The sequence below is a fragment of the Algoriphagus formosus genome, from assembly GCF_002807035.1.
GTDB classification, from domain to species: domain Bacteria; phylum Bacteroidota; class Bacteroidia; order Cytophagales; family Cyclobacteriaceae; genus Algoriphagus; species Algoriphagus formosus.
Map to the genome: position 1 here is coordinate 18,934 of NZ_NIUC01000004.1, position 18,895 is coordinate 37,828.

The following is an 18,895-nucleotide window of genomic DNA, read 5'->3' on the forward strand; positions in this document are numbered from 1 at the left end:
TTATGATCTTTAACTATCTAAAAATCTCAGTTCGAAGCCTGCTGAAGAGGCGGGTTTTTTCGGCCGTTAATCTGCTGGGACTCACCTTGGGATTGCTCACTTTTCTGGTTCTTTTTGCCTATGTGGCAACGGAGTTGACCTACAATGACTTTCATGATAAAAAAGAGAATATCTATCGTGTGGTGGTAGTTGAAGGAAATGGCGAGGCTGAAATTTTTCTTCCACCGGGCTTTGCCAATATTCTCGAGGATCAATTTGCTGATTTGGATCATGTGACTAGAGCGGCGGGTTTTATCGCTGGGGGATTAATTTCTAATCGGGAAGCCAATATTGCGATCAAGGAAGCAGACATCAGTTTTGTAGAAGGAGACTTTTTCCAGACTTTCTCCTTTCCTATCAAGCGTGGAAATGCGGATTTATCAGACCCCCAAACTGCCGTCATTTCCCAAGAACTTGCCAAAAAATTATTTGGAGAGGAGGACGCGCTGGGTAAAAGCTTCACGCTAAGCAACAATTTTGGCAAATCGGACTACACCATTTCTGGGGTGCTGGATGAAATTCCTTTGCGTTCAGACCTTCGTGCAGAGGTTTTTCTTTCCATTCATTATCTGGAAAATGAAGCAAATCGAAATGGAAACAGTTGGGCCGATCCGAATGGAATGGACTCTGGATTTGCAAACCTCTATTTGCAAACCAATCCAGGCACCGATGGAGAGCAACTCGCCAAGCAAATGACAGACTACTTCAAGCGGTTTCCAGGTCTTGACGGTATCACTGTGCACCTACAACCCCTTACCGAATGGCATCTGGGTAGATCTATCGATGATCCGCTTCCTACTTTTGGAAGTAGGGCAGGTGTCTTTGTTTTTGGAGCTATGGCGGTTCTGATTTTGGCAATTGCTTATGTCAATTACCTCAATCTTTCTGCAGCGAGTATTCTGACACGTCTCAAGGAGATCAAAATGCGAAAAGTGCTTGGAGCAAATACTTGGCAGCTTGCACAGCAATTTGTACTGGAAACCTTGGTGCTCTTTCTTATTTCAGCACTTTTGGCTTTGATTGGTGTTTTTCTGATGGAGCCCTTAGTCGTAGCGGTTTTAGGTAAATCCATTTGGCTTGGAGCCTTCAATCTTATGATTTTTTGGTTTTTACTCATAGCTATTATCGCCTTATGCTCGCTTATATCCGGTTTTTATGTGGTATTACTTTCGGGGAAATTTGATAAAAAATCCCAAGTCAATTTGAAACCTGAAAGTGGACAATGGCTTCGGAAATCGTTGGTGGTTTTCCAGTTTGTCATATCCATGGGAATGATCATCTCTACCTTGGTGATCCAAGATCAGCTTTCCTTCATGCAGAATAGAGACCTCGGAATGAATCTTGACCAATTATTGGTGATTTCTGGGCCTGATGAGTTGGGAGAAAATGCGAAGGAGAAGTTGGTAAGCTTTAAAAACCAACTCAATAATTTTGCTTTTGTAAAAGGATCAGCCTCATCCAATGTCCTTCCAGGTCGATCTTATAATTTTTCCGCAGCTGGGATTACCCCTATGGTGCCTCGGCCGGAGGACCGAGATCAGAGTTATGCCATGGGAATCATCGATGAAAAGTTTTTGGAGGTATACGAAATTGAAATCAAGTCGGGAAGGAGTTTCAGCCCTGGAGAAGCAAGACAAGGTTGGTATGCAAGCAGAAAGCTCATGGTCAATGAATCAGCAGCCGAAGCACTTGGGTTTGATGGAGCTGAGAATGCAGCTGGTCAAAACATCAAATGGGGCGAAGATGTATATGAGATTGTAGGCGTAGTGGCAGATTATCATCACCTTTCGCTCAAAGAAGAAATTCTCCCTATGATTCTTCTTCCAAATGAAGGTCAGGCCTACTTTTCGCTGATAGTGGATCCTGTGAATTTGGAAGAAAGCTTAACTTCTCTGCAGGCGACATTTGAGGAGATTTTTCCGGGAAATCCTTTCGAATATTACTTTATGGATGAGCAGTTTGCTTCTCAATACGCGGAAGATCAACAGTTGAGCAAAGCCTTTACCACGGCAGGAATTTTAGCGATTTTGATTTCTTGTCTAGGTTTATTTGGCTTGGCGGCCTATGCCGTGGAGCAGCGGACCAAAGAGATCGGTATTCGAAAAGTACTCGGTGCCAGCAGTCCCAGTGTGATTAGGTTGATTATCAGTGATTTTGTGATTCTTCTTTTGCTGGCGATAATTTTAGCCTTTCCGCTGGCTTGGTATGGGATGAAAACCTGGCAAGCGGATTTTCCATATCAGGCTGGTCTTTCTATATGGACCTTCCTATTTGGTGCCTGTGTGACGATTTTCATCGCTTTGCTCACAGTTGGTTTTCAGGCTCTAAAAGCTGCCTGGTCCAATCCCGTTGATGCCATTCGAGCGGAATAGTGTCCGAACTAGCTGAAAACGGACAGTTTTAAATACGTCTGGATATTTCAAAATGCCCTTTAAATAGCTTTAAAGGGCATTTTTATTTTTGGAATTAGGCTTGCAACCTTTCCATGAAAAGCTGCATCTCAGCACTAGAGACTAAGCCAACTTATTTTATTTGCCCAGAAAATACCCAGCCAATCATGTTTAAGAACTACTTGAAAATTGCCTTTCGGAATCTTTTGGAAACGGGGCGCATTCGTGAATCAATTATCTTGAGTTTATCGTCCGCTCGCGGTCATATTTTAGGCAGATCGGACAATCAATATTAATTAACCCGCTAAAAGAGCTTGTAAAGGCACTTTTTGCTCTTGGCACCATCTCTGAATTAATAATTATAAACCAACACATATTATGAATCTGATAAAAACAACCGCTGCAGTTCTGCTCCTTTTTCTTTTAGGTTTTTCTGCTAATGCTCAAGGTACGGAAACACGTACTCCGGGAGCTTTTACGAGTATTGAGTCTGGTGGTAACTGGAATGTATATGTCTCCATTGGTGATCGGGATGAAGTGACCATAGAATCCGGTAATATCGCTCTCAACAAAGTCATCACTGAGGTAAAAGACGGGAAGCTCAAGCTGAAGCTTGAAAAAGGAAATTATCGAAATGTCAAACTCGACTTTTACGTTACGGTTCGTGAGCTGACAGGGCTCGGCTCTTCTGGCTCTGGAAGCATTATCGTGGAGGATGATGTGGAGACTAAGAAAATGAATCTTGGAGTATCCGGATCAGGCTTAGTACAGATGAGAAATGTCTTTGCTGAGACCGTTAATGTAGGGATCAGTGGCTCTGGCGATGTAAAAATTGAAGGTGGAGAAACCAAGAAATTATTGATCGGACAGTCAGGATCAGGAGATTTTAGTGGACCCGGCCTAGTAGCTGAGCAAATCAATGTTGGCAAATCTGGCTCAGGAAAATCCTATTTAGGAGAGTGCAAGTCACTGAAAGTAGGTGCCTCTGGCTCTGGAAATGTGTATTACAAAGGAAATCCAGAATTGAATGTAGGTGTCTCCGGATCTGCTCGTGTAATCAAGCAATAATATTAAACCCAGCCTTATGAAAGTCAAATGCCGGTGAGTACGTACTTATCGGCATTTTTTCTAAACCCCAGCCTCTTATGTTCAAGAATTACTTCAAAATCGTATTTAGGAATGCCAAAAAGCATCCATTGTATGTTTTTATCAATCTCTTTGGCTTAGCAATTGGGATGGCCGTGAGTCTGGTGATTCTGCTCTATGTTCGCTACGAATTGAGCTATGACAACTATCATCAGGATGTCGATCGCCTTTACCGGGTATCTCGGGCTTGGTTCAACCCAAGTGGAGAGGAAAGCCTTCATTTGGGTCATGCAGCACCTCCTTTTGGCCCGCTGATTCAATCTGATTTTCCAGAGGATGTGGAGGCTTCAGCCCGATTGATGAATGCCGATCCATTGATAAAAAATGGGGAGGATTCATTTGTGGAAGAGGACTTTTTCTTTGCCGATCCAGAGGTTTTTGATGTTTTCGGATGGGAGCTTTTAGAAGGAGAGTCGCGAGATGCTCTGACACAGGCGGATGGACTTATCCTGACTGAAGAGACAGCTCAAAGATATTTTGGTGATCAAAGTGCTGTAGGTAAGGATTTGTTGGTAGAGATTCAAGGGATGCAGTTTACCATGCAGGTGCGGGGTGTGATCAAGGATATCCCTGAAAACTCCCACTTCCATGTGGATTTCCTTGCTTCCATGATACCGGTCATCCAATTTTTTGGAGGACAGGAAGCATTTATGGGAAATTATGGATCGAATAATTTTTCAACTTACCTCAAACTCGCTCCAGGTGTAGATTATCAGGCATTCGAAGATAAGCTTCCTACTATGATTGATAGACATATGGGAGAGACCAACTCAGGTATCCCTATGTCCCAAACCACCAAGCTGTTCCTTTGGCCGATTCAGGACATACACCTTTATTCTAATCTAGACTCGGAAATCGAAGCAAATGGTAATATTGACTATGTCTACATCTATGCCGCAGTAGCTCTATTCATTCTTTTGATTGCCTGTATCAACTTTATGAACCTCAGTACTGCTCGCTCATCGCTCCGATCCATGGAGGTTGGTCTGAGGAAAGTAATGGGTGCCGACAAGCTGGTTTTGGTTAGGCAATTTATGGGAGAAAGCTTCGTCATGACCTTTATTTCCATGATAATAGCTGTTGGCTTGGTATATTTATTTTTGCCGACTTTCTCCAACTTTTTAGAAAGCCCACTTTCCCTAAATTTCATTTCCAATCCAGAGTATTTCCTTTGGATTGCAGGTATTGTGCTTTTTGTGGGATTGATATCGGGAAGCTATCCTGCCTTGTTTTTATCTGGTTTTTCACCTGCAAAAGTTCTCAAAGGTGCCTTCAAAGCTGGAAAAGGTCATGAAAACTTCCGAGCTGTCTTGGTCGTGGGTCAGTTCGCCATTTCCGTTATGCTTATTGTCGCCGTCTTGGTAGTGATAGGGCAGTTGAGCTTTATGCAGAATAAGGACTTGGGATTTGACAAAGAAGATATTGTAGTCCTTCCTAGCTCCAATCAAATCAATGAAAACTACCTGATCATCAAAGATAGATTGGAAAATCACCCAGGCATTCAGGAGGTGAGTTTATCTAGTCGGGTTCCTTCTGGTCGATTGCTGGATTCTCAAGGCGCAACAGCTGAAGTGGGAGGAGAATTGACCCAATTAAATGTTCGGATCGCAGATATCCATGTGGCTCATAATTTTCTGGATACTTACGGGATTCCACTGGCAGCGGGAAGAGATTTCGATTATCTACGTGCCAGTGATTCCACTGAAGCATTTATTTTGAATGAAGCTGCTATCCGGGAGATTGGATGGACGTCTTCTGAGGAGGCTATCGGAAAGCAGTTTCTCTATGGAGGAAGACGGGGATTTGTGACCGGTGTGATGGAAGATTTTCACTTCGAAAGCCTTCATCAGCCGATTGTACCCATCGTATTTTTGATTTCTCAGGATAGAAATAATCAGGTCAGCATCAAATTCGATGCAAATCAGCGGGAGCAGGTTTTGTCTTATTTGAGAGGAGAGTGGGCAGAATTCAGACCTGACTATCCCTTCGAACCAAACTTTATCGATGAAGGGTTTAATCGTCAATATGAAGCTGAGGCAAGAGTCAAAACCATCTTTACTTTCTTTTCAGTCCTTGCAATTGTAATTTCAGTATTGGGTCTCTTAGGATTGGTAACTTTTGCCACCGAGCAACGAACCCGAGAAATCGGAATCCGAAAAGTAATGGGGGCTGAGACTTCCAATATTCTAGTACTTTTGGGTAAAGATTTCCTGAAGCTGGTCGGAATTGGGTTTTTGATTGCTATTCCGCTTTCTTATTTCGGAATGAGTAGTTGGCTGGAGGATTTTGCATACCGAATTGGCATATCTTGGACTACTTTCCTATGGGCTGGATTGATTGCAGGGCTAATTGCGGCAGTGACAGTGACCAGTCAAACAATCCGTGCTGCTTGGGCCAACCCCGTAAAAAGTATTAAAAACGAATAATTATAACCCACAATTAAAATCTATAGCTATGAGAACTAATCTAAAACTGTTTGTCTCGGCATTTGCCCTTTTGGCCATGGTGTCTTGTGTACAAGCTCAACAGTCTGAAACTCGAAATCTGGGAAGCTTTTCTAAAGTCAGTTCCGGCGGAAGTTGGGAAGTAATTCTGACCGAGGGAAACCAAGAAGAGGTCCGAATTGAGGTAAGAGGGGTCGACCTGAGTAAGGTGAAGACTGAAATCAATGGCGATGAATTAAATCTTGGACTAGAGCGCGGAAGCTACCGAAATGTGCAGCTGAAATTCTATGTCACCTACCGCAATTTGGAAGGAGTAAGTGTATCAGGTTCAGGAGATATGGAAGTTACCTCTCCGGTAAGAGCAGATCAGTTTTCCATTGGGCTTTCAGGTTCAGGAGATATTTCCATGAAGGAGCTCGTGGCGGGTCAGTTGATGGCTTCGATTTCGGGTTCTGCTGAAATAAAAATCGAAGACGGAGAGGTAGAATCAGCTGAAATCAAGCAGTCCGGTTCTGGTGATTTCAAGGGAGAAAACCTTGCAATAGAAAGTTTGTATGTTTCCAAATCTGGTTCTGGCGACACGCATGTTGGAGACTTGGGAGAAATCTCGGTAAGGTCTTCCGGATCAGGAGATGTAGTGTATTCCGGTTCGCCAAGACTGGGAGAGATCAAAACTTCAGGATCTAGCCGAATCCGAAAGCGATAAGCTGACTATAATCCCCCTAAAACCTGCAAGAATTTATTGCAGGTTTTTTTATGTCTTTTTGTCTCTCCTGTTGAGGATTATCCTAGCTATGCTATGACCAAGAACAAATTCACTTTTCTGCCCGATAGCGAACAAAATTGTCCGTAGTTTCTGATGCTTGTTTTTTGAAAACATTGAAAATGAGCCGGATTGGGGCTTTTTGACTGGTATGGAAGTGGGAAGAGAGAAGTAGGGAGAGGGGAGTAGGAAGTAAGTGGTAAGAAGTAAATTGTGAAAAGTGAAACTTAAAAACCTTCCAACGGTATGTGGAAAAACTACTTTAAAATAGCTCTAAGAAATCTACTGAAGCATAAGCTTCACACGGGAATCAATTTGATTGGATTATCCATCGCTTTGGGAGTCGGGATTTTGATTTTCTTCTTTGTTCAGTTTGAACTGAGTTTTGATTCATTCCACCCGGAGAGCGAGAAAATCTATCGAATCCAAAGTCATGAGCTAGTGGATGGAGAGATGATTGAATCTTTCTCCTCACCTATGATTGTGGAGTCTACTTTCAGGGAAGAATTTCCTCAGATCGAAAAAAAAACCGGATACATCACTGCCGGTGTGCAGGCAAAACTTCCCGATGAGAGCAAAGAAAATCAAAGCTTTTCGCTGGTTCATCCGGATTTCCTGGAAATGTTTGGCTTCGAATTGATCCAAGGGGACATCAGTAAACAACTGAGGGATAAGTATGAAATCGTCATCACGGAAGCTACCGCACAAAAGTATTTCGGAAGTGAAAATCCCATCGGCAAAAGCATAAGCCTCAAGATGGGAGAGGATTTCCAAGAGTATCGGGTATCAGGGCTTTTGAAAGATATTCCTGCCAATTCCTCTATCCAATTTGAAATTTTGATGCCTATTGCCAATATGGACTTTTTCTCTGACCCTGAGGGAATGACCTCTTGGTACAGCGTGTGGGGACAGAATATCGCCAAACTTCGAAACCCGGAAGATGTCAATGTAATTCATGAGCGAATGGATGCGGTTATGAAATCCGCTTTAGGAGAGGATTATGCACAAGGAGAATTTTACTTCACTTTTCATCCAATTGCCGGAATGCACTTTTCTGAAAGTCAGGGTGACGGAGGCTTAGAGACTACACGAAAATCTTTGCTTTGGATTTTATCCGGCATAGCCTTTCTGGTACTCTTGATTGCTTGCATCAACTTTACCACCATGGCAATTGGGCGCGCGACTACTCGAGCCAAGGAAGTGGGAGTACGTAAAACGATGGGTGCTAATTATTCCCAATTGACTTTCCAGTTTTTGACAGAAGCATTCCTGATCACCCTAGTTTCGGCCATTGTAGGGGTGATCCTAGCCGAACTTCTATTGCCGACTTTCAACACCCTTTTTGAAAAGCAACTAGACTTAAATTATGGCTTGGCACAGATTGCCATCTTGATTGGTTTGGTCCTTTTAATTACTGCATTAGCAGGTGCATATCCCGCATTTTATCTTTCCAGCATGCGACCGATTCGGGTTTTGAAAGGTTCTCTTTCAATCCGATTTGGTAAGCAAAACCTTCGGAAAGGACTGGTTGGATTTCAGTTTTTTATATCCTTTCTCCTGATAGCAGCCACGCTTATTATGGTTAATCAGATGAATACGATTCGAAATTATGACCTAGGCTTTGATACCGATCAGGTGTTGGTGATTGATATTCCCGATGTGCCTTCCACGAGCTTCGTGACTTCGCTGAAAGAAAGTTTCCAGGAAGCCGATACTTACCAAAAGGCATTAGCTGCGCGCTCAGAAGTTGCCTCTGCAGGAATCACTGTAGGAACATACGGAGATCAGGCATTTTGGGAGGTGGCTTTTCCTTTGGAAGATGGATCTCAATTTAATTTCTATGTGAATTTTATTGGTGGGGACTATTTGGATGCTCTTGGTTTGGAGATCGTGGATGGAAGAGCATTGAATCCCCAAATAGGGTCGGATAGCAGTGCATTTTTGATCAATGAAGCATTTGCCGAAGCTTTTAACTGGGAGGATCCGACGCAGGAACTATTACCAAATACCCGTTTTGCTCCGCATCAGATTGTAGGTGTAGTCAAGGACTTTCATCATGCATCCTTGTATCAACCTATCGAGCCCATACTCTTTGCCAAAACGCCCGAGGCGGTTTTTAGTGGAATCAGCAATCTCATGATCCGCTCAAATACCAATCCGCGAGTATTGGTGAAAGCTAGTTCTTCTGATTTCGATGCCTTTAAGGCAGCCTTGGAGCAGGAGTGGAATCGGGTGTTTCCGGGTGAAAGTTTCGAATTCACATTTCTAGACGAATCAGTAGAATCTCAGTATCGAGCAGACGAACGTTTGGGTAAAATGGTATTTATCGCTTCCTGCATCGCGATTTTGATTGCATCCATGGGGCTTTTGGCCATGGTTGCACTTTCGATCGCTGGGAGAACCAAGGAGATTGGAATCCGAAAAGTACTGGGTGCCTCAGGCTGGAGTATTTCCTGGATGTTTGGTAAGGAGTACCTTCTGATTACCCTTGCTGGATTGCTGATTTCCTTGCCGCTGAGTATTTATTTGATGCAAAGCTGGATAGCGCAGTTTGCAGTCAAAGCCTGGCCATCTTGGATCAGTTTCACACTGCTGGGCTTGGGCGGAATCGGCTTTACGCTACTGATAGTCTACCTCCAGTCCTTTAGAGCGACGCAGGTCAATCCGGTAAAAACGCTGAAAGACGAGTAAGTGAGTAGCAAGTATCTGGTATCAAGTATCAAGAAAAGAAACAAGAAGTAAGAGCCAAGAAGCGAGAGTTTAGTGTAAGTTTTCTTACCTCTTTCAAAAGCCAATTTTAAGCTCTTATAATCTTTCAATTTCGAAAAACATGTGGAAAAATGACTTAAAAATTGCCTGGAGAAATCTTTTGAAAAATAGGGTGGACTCCATGATCAATCTAGGAGGACTGACGATCGGTTTTTTCGCAGTTTTCTTGATTGCGTTGTATGTGAATTTTTCAAAGAGTTTTGATAAGGACTTGCCTCAGACAGAACAGCTGTATCGAGTAAACTTGAATTCTCGAGTTTCCGGTAAGGAAATGGACAAAAGTGCTCGCACTGCTCCTGCGATGGGAATGGTTTTTAAAGAAGATTTGGCAGAAGTAGAGGATTTTTCCAGATTAATTATCATGGGAGAAGTCATTGCAGGGCAGGATGATTCTTTCGTAAGAGAAGATCAAATTTTTATTACCGATGAAGCGTATTTTGAATTTTTCGATATCAATCTGACCCAAGGAAGTGAAGAAGGAATAGGGCAACCGCTTCAAGTCTATCTTTCTGAGAATATTTCAAAAAGGATATTTGGGGATAAAGACCCCGTGGGACAGACTCTCGATATAAACAGTACGAATTTCGATGGAACGGTAGAATTTCAGGTGGCAGGTGTTTATCAGGATTTGCCTACCAATCGACATTTAAGGCCTGAATTGATGATTTCATATGCTACCCTCCATCATTTTCTTGGTTCCGAAATTGACAACTCCTATGACTGGCTCAATCAATACACATATCTGAAATTAAGTCCCGGAGTCAATATCGAGGAGACCACTAATAAGCTAAATGCAAGTCTTCAAACCCATCACGGTGATCAACTTAATACCAGTGGTACGGAATGGGATGTGGATTTGATTGCTGTAGGAGATATCCATAATAGTCTTGCCTATTCAGGGGAATACAACCAAGGTGTGGATGGTCGAAAGCTTACCTATTTTGTTTGGATCGGCTTTTTTGTGTTGGTTATGGTGTATTTGAATTCCATGAATATAGCTACTTCCAAAGCTCAAAATAGAAGTAAAGAAATAGGAGTCAGAAAAGTATCTGGAAGTTCAAGGATGCAACTAATCAGGTTGTTTCTCATGGAGTCCTACCTAAGTCATTTTATCGCAATTCTAATTGCCTGCTTTTTGATTTTTGGCTTTGGTGATTGGGTCAATCAGATTTTGGGTTTGGGTTTGCCAATTGATAGCCTTCAGCTAAGTCACTATCTAGGATGGATTCTATCCTTTTGGGTACTTGGGTCATTTATTTCAGGTATTTACCCCGCTTTGCTTTTGACTTCATTCTCAGCCCACAAAACCATCAAGGGAGAAAGCAAACTTTCTTTTCGACAGGCATTTGGAAGTCCACTTTTGGTTGTTCAATTAGTTTTTTGTCTGGTTATTCTAGCAGGTATAATGACAACATATAAGCAGATTGACTTCATGCGTAGCAGGGATTTGGGTCTAGAATTAGACAATAGAATTGTGGTACGCTCGCCTATGCTTTTTGTAGATGGAAGTGGCAATTACCAGGAAAAAATGAAAGCCACTACAGGAGCATTACCTGAAGTCCAATCAATCGCGGCAGCCAATGAGATTCCGGGTAATGAAATTTATTGGAAGACTGAAGATTTTCATCTGGAGGGAAAGGAAAAGAGTGGGGTGATGTATAGCATGCTTAGTGTTGGAGAGGAGTACTTCAAACTTTTTGATCTTAAAATACTAGCCGGCAGACAATTTAATCCAATCGGAGAAGGAGAAGAAGCAATTATCAATCAACAGGCTCTCGCAGGTCTCGGACTGGATAATCCTGAAGATGCTTTGGGAAAAAGTTTGATTTCTGGACGCGGTGAGGCAAGAATCGTCGGAGTGGTAGAAGATTATTATCAAGAAGCGGTCAATTCTCCATTGGATCCTATAGTTCTTAACTATTCTCCAGGTGACTTGAATTATTATATTCTGAAAGTTAATTCTTTGGAGGAAATGGGAAATCTTTTGCAAAAAATCGAAAGTTCCTTTCAGGCCAATTTCCCACAGTCGCCTTTTGAGTATTTTTTTCTAGACGAATTTTTTGACAAGCAGTACAAAGCCGAGCTCCAATTTCAGAAACTCTTTGCTTTGGCTTCTTTGGTGGCCATTTTCATTGCCGTCATGGGAATATTCGGTGTGACTTCACAGGTTTTGCTAAGCAGACTGAAGGAGGTAAGCATTCGGAAAATATTGGGAGCATCTTCTTCCTCGATTCTTATGATGATTTCTAAGGACTATTTCTATTGGCTAGGCGCCTGTTTTTTATTGGGTGTTCCATTGGCCTATTTTCTTTTTACAGAATGGCTACAGGAGTTTCCAGTGAGGATCGAAATAGGCTGGTGGTTTTATACTCTTCCGATACTGTCTATTTTGCTCATTTTCTTTAGTACAGCACTGGTCTTGACAATTCGAACTGTCTTTGTCAATCCGGCTAAAATTTTGAAATCAGAATAACCAACAAAACCATGCTCAAGAACTACTTCAAAATAGCTTGGAGAAACCTCCTTCGCAATAAGGTCAGAACTACAATCCATATTTTGGGTCTTTCACTGGGGATTGCAATCTGCTTTTTGATCTTTAATATCGTCTGGCATGCCTATAGTTTTGACAATTTCCATCCGGATAAGGATCGAATTTATAGAATCACGACAATGAATGATTACGGGGACATGCAGTATCAATACCCAGCAGCTCCGGGCCCATTGGGGGAAGTAATAGGTGATGAATTGGTGGGAGTAGAGCTGGCAGGTAGACTTTATACTTTGCCAGAGACCCATGCGAGTATTCCTTCAAGTGATCGAAATTTTGGGCGAAAAAACTATATCGCCTTCGCTGATCAAGGGTTTTTCCAGGTTTTTCCGAGGAAATGGTTGGCAGGAAGTCCAGAAGATGCTCTAAGCGAACCCAATCAGGTGGTGATTTCTGAAAGGAGTGCTCAGGTGTACTTTCCAAATGAGGATTATGCACAGATCTTAGGGAAGGAGATGCGCTATGTGGATAGCGACACGATTTATGCAACTATCAGTGGTATAGTGGAGGATTATGAAGAAAATTCAGACATTGTTTTTCAGGATTTTATCTCATTCCCTACCATTAAAAGGTATGAAAAAGAGGACTGGTACGGGCTTCACTCTTGGAATAATATCAACTCCAGTAGCCAATTATTTTTGAAAACAGCTGACGGATATACAGAATCCGAGATCCAGAAGGGTTTAACTGCCATTTCTGAAAAGCATTATGAAGAAGAGGAAGGGGAGACAACATTTGGACTGGAACCACTATCCGAACTCCACTTTTCTTCAGGCTTGCTAGATGAAACGGGTACTTCTAAAGCCTTGATCAAAGGACTCCTTATTGTAGGCGGGATCATTTTGATCTTGGCATGCTTGAATTTCATCAATTTGGAAACAGCTCAAGCCATCAACAGAGCTAAAGAAGTAGGAATCCGAAAGGCTTTGGGAGGAGATCGTTCTCAACTTGTGCTTCAATTTCTTTCTGAGACGTACTTGATAGTGATTTTCTCCGTTTTGGTGGGTTTGGTCTTTGGTGATTTGATATTGAAAAGCTTTCAGTCCTACCTGCCTTCAGGCTTCTCTATTCCTTATTTGGCGGGTTTTAATCTGGCCTTTTTATTCATTTTTAGCCTACTGCTTACGCTGATTTCAGGCTTTTATCCGGCTACAGTTTTGGCTAATTATCGGCCTCAGCGTGCCCTTAAGGGTGAAAAGGAGGGAGTAGGACGATTTTCATTTGGAGTCTTTCTTCGCAAAAATCTAACGATCCTACAATTCACGGCTAGCTTGATCTTTTTGGTGATGGTTTTGGTCATCAATTCCCAAATGAAATACATCAATAGTCAACCTGTCGGGTTTGAAAAGGATGCGGTGGTGTATGCTTACCTCCCTTTTATGGCAGGCTACGAGAAAGCGTCATTTCTGAGGGACCGGGTTAGGCAATTAAATTACGTAGAAGGTGCAAGTTTAGGAGGAGATGCGATTTCTTCTGCGGGAATTTGGACCTCAGATGTGAGAGTCCCGAATGACACTTCAGAAGTTGAGTTTTTCACCCAGGTCAAAAATGTGGATTCAGCTTTTGTATCAGTGAATGGTGTTCAGCTATTGGCAGGTCGTAACCTTTCCAATCAAGACAATGAAGTTTTGGTCAACGAGCAGTTTCTAAAGGAAGCGGGGATCTCAAATCCCCAGCAGATAATCGGTACCTCGATCGACTTTAGGACAGACCCTCAACTAGTGGTTGGCGTAATGCGAGATTTCAATTCCAGATCACTTAAGGAAGAAATCATGCCAATGATCTTTTTCCAGCAGCCTGATTATTTCAATGTCATATCGATTAAGTTGAGTGATGGAATCAATCTCGCTTCAGCCATGACTGGATTGCGGGATGCATTTTCTACGATTTACCCATTCGAAGAAGTGGATTACCTCTTTTTGGATGAGCAGATTCAGAAGTTTTATGAGGAGGATATGCGCATTCAAACGATCTTGAGTTTTGCCAGTATTTTGGCTATTCTTATTTCAGGAATGGGCTTGTTTGGGTTATCGTCCTTTACGATTTCTCAGCGGATGAAAGAAATTTCCCTCAGAAAAATATTGGGTGCAAGCTTGGGACAAATCCTTGGTCTGATTTCCAAGGAATATGTGATTTTGACGGGGGTCTCTTTTGGTTTGGCTGCCTATCCCACGTATTGGATGGCCCAACAAGTTTTGGAAAGTTATGCCTACCGAATCTCCATGCCTTACTTCCAATTTGTCTTGGGAGGCTTGATGCTTCTTTCCCTTTGTCTAATCATCGTCGGAACCCACGCTTGGGTAGCTGCCCGCACCAACCCAGCTGAAATTTTGAAAGACGAATAGTTATTGTTCGCTGGCGGACAAAAATGTTCGAGATTTTTACAAGATTTAAGTGCAAAAATGCTTGTCTAAGCAATTGGATAGGCTTTTTTTATGGCATGGAAGTAGAATGCTTCTAGTCAAATAAATCGCGATAATGATTCAGTTAAAAGAAATAGATAAGTACATCGAGTCCCGGTTTCAGCGGATTTTTCTGCTGAAAGGTATTCATCTGGAAATAAAGGAGGGTGAGTTTCTCACCTTGATGGGGCCATCTGGTGCCGGAAAATCTACACTTCTAAATATCCTTGGTCTGCTGGATGAAGACTATGCGGGTGATTATTTTTTCGGGGAAAAGAATATCCGCTCCATGAAAGAGCGTGAGCGTTCAAATCTTCATAAGAGTGAGTTTGGCTATATCTTTCAAGCCTATCATCTGATCGACGAATTGACGGTCTATGAAAATATTGAAACTCCCTTGCTTTATCGAAAGGTCCCTTCCTCTGAGCGGAAAAGTATCATCGCAGAGCTATTGGATCGGTTCAATATGGTAGCCAAGAAGGACCTTTTCCCCGCTCAACTGAGTGGTGGGCAACAGCAATTGGTAGGAATCGCTAGAGCGATTGCTGGAAGGCCTCGGGTTTTGCTGGCCGATGAACCAACGGGTAACCTTCATTCTGCTCAGGCAAAGGAAATCATGGAAGTGTTTCAGGAATTGCACCGAGAGGGGACGACGATTATTCAAGCGAGCCATGCCCGTGAAAATGCGGAATATGGTACCCGACTTATCAATCTTTTGGATGGAAAAATTGAAAGTGATGAGAAAATTTAATCAACTCATTGTATTTACTTGGTTCGTATTGACTCCCTTGACGGGGTTTTCTCAGGATACCTTGCTTTTGGACTTTCCCAAGGCAGTGGAATTGGGAATGAAAGCCAATCTGGAGTATCGCATCCAAGAGAATAATCTGGAGATTTTGCAAAAGGAAAAGCAAGTAGCCCTGCTTTCCCATCTTCCTAGTCTAGGAATTAATTCAAATGTATTGAGTCAGTCAGGCCAGCAATTTCAGCAAGTAGAAGGTGAAATTGTCGTAACCAATGTGACCAATAATATTGTATCAGGAGGTCTGAATGTCAATATGCCGGTATTCAATGCCGGAAGGAGAATTTTGGATACACAGTCTGCAAAGTTGGCTTATGAAGCAGGTGAAAAGGGCTTGGAAAGGGCCAAACAGCAAGTGATTTTTGATGTAGCACAGCGATACCTTCAAGTATTGCTGGATGAGGAATTGGTACGAATTGCGAGAGAAAACCTCGAAAATCAACAGGAACAGCTTCGTCAAATTACAGGTTTTGTGGATGCAGGGATCCGTACTGTTTCCGATTTGTACAATCAGCAATCTGAGGTAGCAAGATTGGAATCGGTCTTGGTAGATGCCGAGATTCAATTGGAAAATGACCGCTGGGCTCTAGCAGAATACCTTCAGCTAGAAGGAGGCGTCACAGCAAGATTGGAACCGGTTAATCCAAGGGAAGGCGGAAGTGATTTTGGAAGTCAACCCCTCAATACGCTTTACGAAATGGCCATGTCCAATCGACAGGATTTCCAGCAGCAACAATTACTTTCCAATTCCTTCAAAAAAGACATGCAGGCCGCCAAGTCCATGTTTTACCCTAGGGTCTCAGCCTTCTTCAATTACAATACCTTCTTCACCTCATTGGACGAGCGTGGATTTTCCGAACAGCTTTGGCGAATCTATCCTCAACGAACTGTGGGCTTCAGTATCAATATCCCTATTTTCTCAAATTGGCAGACTCGATTGGATGTGACCCGGGCTAAAATGGCTTTTGAAAATCAGGAGCTGCAAGAGCAGGCACTAGACCGTCGAATTTTCCAGGATATTCAATTGGCTCAACAGAATTACCAAGCTGCGCTTAAGCGACGTGCAAATACAGCGGTCCAAGTGAAAGCAGCAGAGGAGGCAAAGGTGGCCGTGGATGAGCGATTTAGACTTGGTTTGTCAAATTTTGTGGATTTAGCTACGGCCAATCAAACCCTAGTAGCTGCTAAAGCAGATCAAGCCCAGGCTATTTATACCTTGTTCTTTCAGGAGGTGCAGATGCGATTTGCCTTGGGGACTTTAGAGATTCGGCCTACCGAAAACCCTGCTACCGAATAGGTAGAGGTTTCAAGGGCTTGTATTTAGATTCCGAATCTAATCTGTCTTTCATCGAGAGGCCTATATTTCAACTGGCCTAGCTTTCTTGTCTTTTTTGTTCCAAGTCAAGAGAGCGACAGTTATGAGAATAAGGATGGTTCCTATCCAATCGATTCCTAAAAAGCTCACTTTAAGGCAAAATACTGCCGTCAAAGCTGCAGATAGGGGTTCTACGCTGCAAAGTAGACTGGCTGTAGTTGCTCCGATAATGGAAACTGATCTTAAGAAGAAGTAGAATGAAAGTACGGTTCCGAATAAAATGATGTAGGCAAAGGCGAGTAAGGTTTCTCCATCCCAAAGTCCGGAAAGACTCCAAGGTTGGGTGAAAATCGAAAAAGTAAACCCTCCAATCAGCATTCCCCAGCCTGTGATGGCTGCTGGCGAAAATAGCCTAAGGAGCCCCACGGGTTGGATGGTGTAAAAAGCCAAGGCTAAGGCTGACAAAATACCCCAAAGGAGGGCATCTTTTGATATGACGAGCAAATCAAAGGATCCGTGAGTAACCAATAAGAAAATCCCTGAAAGCGCTAGAATTAAAGCTAGGTACTCTGTGGTGATGGGCCATGTTCTATTTTTTACAGCATAAAAAGCTACCACGAATACAGGCCCAATGTATTGAAGAATGGTAGCGGTGGCGGAATTGGAAAGGGAGATGCTGTAGAAGTAGGTAAACTGAACGGCCACCATGCCTACAATCCCGAAGAGCAAAATTTGAAGAATATGGATGGGTTTTTTCCAAACTGAAAATGCAGCCTTCCGCTCTTGGGACAGTGAAAACAAAATCAAAATGCTCCCTCCGATGATCAATCGCCAAGTAACCAGCCAAGCAGGATCCAGGTTTTTCTCCTCAAAAAGAAACTGCGCACAGGTGCCGGAAATACCCCAAAATATGGCCGAAGAAAGTGCCATCAGGATGCCGGGGATTTTCTGATAAGCAGTTGCCTGTGTCATATAAGTTAAATTCAGGCGAATATATTGAGGGTTTTCGATTTTTGATTCCAGGGTCTTAAAATTCATAAATAAAAAGAAAGAGAATCGAGACTAAATTAAGTCGATCAGGAATACGAATAGGCTTATTGATAAACCGAATTCTTAAGCTAAATTCAACATGGAAACTCAAATTTCACTCGTCAAGAGCGATTTTACATTTGAAATATAACCAAGTAATTTAGGCTCAGATAAAAAACCTTCCAAGATCAATTAAATCACATTTAACAATGAAAAACTACTGGATAGCATTTGCTTTAATCAGCTTCCTTTTCCTTTCCTGCAAGTCAGAAACGGCTAGTGAAGATTCTGAGCAGGAAAACACTGCTGAAATAACAATGAGTGAGGATGGAGTAAAAATGATTCCGATCAGTACACCTTTGGGAGAGTATAATGTATTCACGAAGCGAGTAGGGGATAATCCAGACATGAAGGTGCTTTTACTTCATGGCGGACCTGGGATGTCCCATTTGCAGTACGGTAATTTTGACCAATATTTTCCTCAGGAAGGCATTGAGTTTATCTGGTACGATCAGTTGGGTTCAGCGCATTCAGATCAGCCTGATGATTCTTCGCTATGGACTATTGAGCGATTTGTCGATGAAGTAGAGCAGGTTCGTCAGGCTTTGGGGCTTGATAAAGATAATTTTTATCTCTTGGGTCAATCCTGGGGTGGAATGCTATCCATGGAGTATGCTTTTCGTCATCAGGATAAACTCAAGGGTCTCATTATTTGCAATATGATGTCGAGTCTGGATGAGTATGAAAAATATGCCAAAGAGGTCTTGGGGCCACAAATGCCGGATGAGGTTTTTGCTGAATTGATGGAAATTGAGAAAAATGGGGACTTCGAAAATCCCCGCTACATGGAACTCTTGATGGAGCATCACTATCCGGAGCATGTCCTACGCATGCCCTTGGATGAATGGCCGGCAGATGTTAATCAGACCTTAGAGCAGGTCAACCCAAATGTATATGTCTACATGCAAGGCCACAGCGAATTCGGAATCACTCCAGGGGCGAGTCTAGAAGGCTGGGATGTTCGGGATCAGTTGAAAGAGATCACGGTGCCCACCTTGGTAGTAGGAGGAACCCACGACACCATGGATCCTAATCACATGGAATGGATGTCCAAAGAGGTGGCAAATGGGAGATTTTTACTTTGCCCGAATGGTAGTCATTTAAGTCAATATGATGATCCGGAGCACTTTTTTCCGGGCGTGATCAAGTTTATCAAGGATGTGAATTCGGGTGAATTTTAAGATCCAA

Annotated in this window: 11 protein-coding genes; 10 read left to right on the plus strand and 1 reads right to left on the minus strand. The window is 42.6% G+C overall.

Annotation, left to right across the window (positions count from 1 at the left end):
- Positions 1–2: 2 nt before the first annotated feature.
- The 9 genes from CDH51_RS17695 to CDH51_RS17735 all read left to right on the plus strand — a co-directional run bounded on the left by CDH51_RS17695 (position 3) and on the right by CDH51_RS17735 (position 16,600).
- Positions 3–2,411, plus strand: coding sequence for an ABC transporter permease (locus CDH51_RS17695; RefSeq protein WP_100629884.1), 2,409 nt, complete (start codon positions 3–5; stop codon positions 2,409–2,411).
- Between the two features lie 396 nt (positions 2,412–2,807).
- Positions 2,808–3,497: a head GIN domain-containing protein gene (locus CDH51_RS17700; protein WP_100629885.1), complete on the plus strand. Its 690-nt coding sequence runs from the start codon at positions 2,808–2,810 to the stop codon at positions 3,495–3,497.
- A 77-nt stretch (positions 3,498–3,574) separates the two neighbouring features.
- On the plus strand, positions 3,575–6,001 hold the full coding sequence (locus CDH51_RS17705; RefSeq protein ID WP_100629886.1) for an ABC transporter permease: 2,427 nt from the start codon (positions 3,575–3,577) through the stop codon (positions 5,999–6,001).
- A gap of 28 nt (positions 6,002–6,029) precedes the next feature.
- Positions 6,030–6,725 carry a head GIN domain-containing protein gene (locus tag CDH51_RS17710; RefSeq protein WP_100629887.1) on the plus strand — a complete coding sequence of 232 codons (696 nt, stop codon included), beginning with the start codon at positions 6,030–6,032 and terminating at the stop codon, positions 6,723–6,725.
- Between the two features lie 303 nt (positions 6,726–7,028).
- A complete protein-coding gene (locus CDH51_RS17715) occupies positions 7,029–9,473 on the plus strand; it encodes an FtsX-like permease family protein (RefSeq protein ID WP_100629888.1) in 2,445 nt (814 codons plus the stop codon).
- A 139-nt stretch (positions 9,474–9,612) separates the two neighbouring features.
- Positions 9,613–12,024, plus strand: coding sequence for an ABC transporter permease (locus CDH51_RS17720; protein WP_100629889.1), 2,412 nt, complete (start codon positions 9,613–9,615; stop codon positions 12,022–12,024).
- Positions 12,025–12,035: 11 nt separating this feature from the next.
- Entirely contained in the window at positions 12,036–14,444 is a 2,409-nt protein-coding gene (locus CDH51_RS17725; protein ID WP_100629890.1) for an ABC transporter permease, read from the plus strand.
- A gap of 133 nt (positions 14,445–14,577) precedes the next feature.
- On the plus strand, positions 14,578–15,252 hold the full coding sequence (locus tag CDH51_RS17730) for an ABC transporter ATP-binding protein (RefSeq protein ID WP_100629891.1): 675 nt from the start codon (positions 14,578–14,580) through the stop codon (positions 15,250–15,252).
- Positions 15,239–16,600 carry a TolC family protein gene (locus CDH51_RS17735; RefSeq protein ID WP_232724852.1) on the plus strand — a complete coding sequence of 454 codons (1,362 nt, stop codon included), beginning with the start codon at positions 15,239–15,241 and terminating at the stop codon, positions 16,598–16,600. The genes CDH51_RS17730 and CDH51_RS17735 overlap by 14 nt, the downstream gene beginning before the upstream one ends.
- Before the next feature lie 60 nt (positions 16,601–16,660).
- On the opposite strand, the gene CDH51_RS17740 is transcribed toward CDH51_RS17735, so the two are convergent.
- Positions 16,661–17,590 carry a DMT family transporter gene (locus CDH51_RS17740; protein ID WP_100630125.1) on the minus strand — a complete coding sequence of 310 codons (930 nt, stop codon included), beginning with the start codon at positions 17,588–17,590 and terminating at the stop codon, positions 16,661–16,663.
- A gap of 266 nt (positions 17,591–17,856) precedes the next feature.
- Between CDH51_RS17740 and CDH51_RS17745 the strand changes: the two genes are divergently transcribed.
- Positions 17,857–18,888, plus strand: coding sequence for a proline iminopeptidase-family hydrolase (locus CDH51_RS17745; RefSeq protein WP_100629893.1), 1,032 nt, complete (start codon positions 17,857–17,859; stop codon positions 18,886–18,888).
- The last annotated feature ends 7 nt before the right edge of the window (positions 18,889–18,895 follow it).

Coding starts and splice junctions, on each gene's coding strand:
- CDH51_RS17725 (WP_100629890.1), top strand. CDS start 12,036: ATGCTCAAGAACTACTTCAAAATAGCTTGGAGAAACCTCCTTCGCAAT.
- CDH51_RS17740 (WP_100630125.1), bottom strand. CDS start 17,590: ATGACACAGGCAACTGCTTATCAGAAAATCCCCGGCATCCTGATGGCA.
- CDH51_RS17745 (WP_100629893.1), top strand. CDS start 17,857: ATGAAAAACTACTGGATAGCATTTGCTTTAATCAGCTTCCTTTTCCTT.
- CDH51_RS17705 (WP_100629886.1), top strand. CDS start 3,575: ATGTTCAAGAATTACTTCAAAATCGTATTTAGGAATGCCAAAAAGCAT.
- CDH51_RS17710 (WP_100629887.1), top strand. CDS start 6,030: ATGAGAACTAATCTAAAACTGTTTGTCTCGGCATTTGCCCTTTTGGCC.
- CDH51_RS17720 (WP_100629889.1), top strand. CDS start 9,613: ATGTGGAAAAATGACTTAAAAATTGCCTGGAGAAATCTTTTGAAAAAT.
- CDH51_RS17735 (WP_232724852.1), top strand. CDS start 15,239: ATGAGAAAATTTAATCAACTCATTGTATTTACTTGGTTCGTATTGACT.
- CDH51_RS17730 (WP_100629891.1), top strand. CDS start 14,578: ATGATTCAGTTAAAAGAAATAGATAAGTACATCGAGTCCCGGTTTCAG.
- CDH51_RS17695 (WP_100629884.1), top strand. CDS start 3: ATGATCTTTAACTATCTAAAAATCTCAGTTCGAAGCCTGCTGAAGAGG.
- CDH51_RS17715 (WP_100629888.1), top strand. CDS start 7,029: ATGTGGAAAAACTACTTTAAAATAGCTCTAAGAAATCTACTGAAGCAT.
- CDH51_RS17700 (WP_100629885.1), top strand. CDS start 2,808: ATGAATCTGATAAAAACAACCGCTGCAGTTCTGCTCCTTTTTCTTTTA.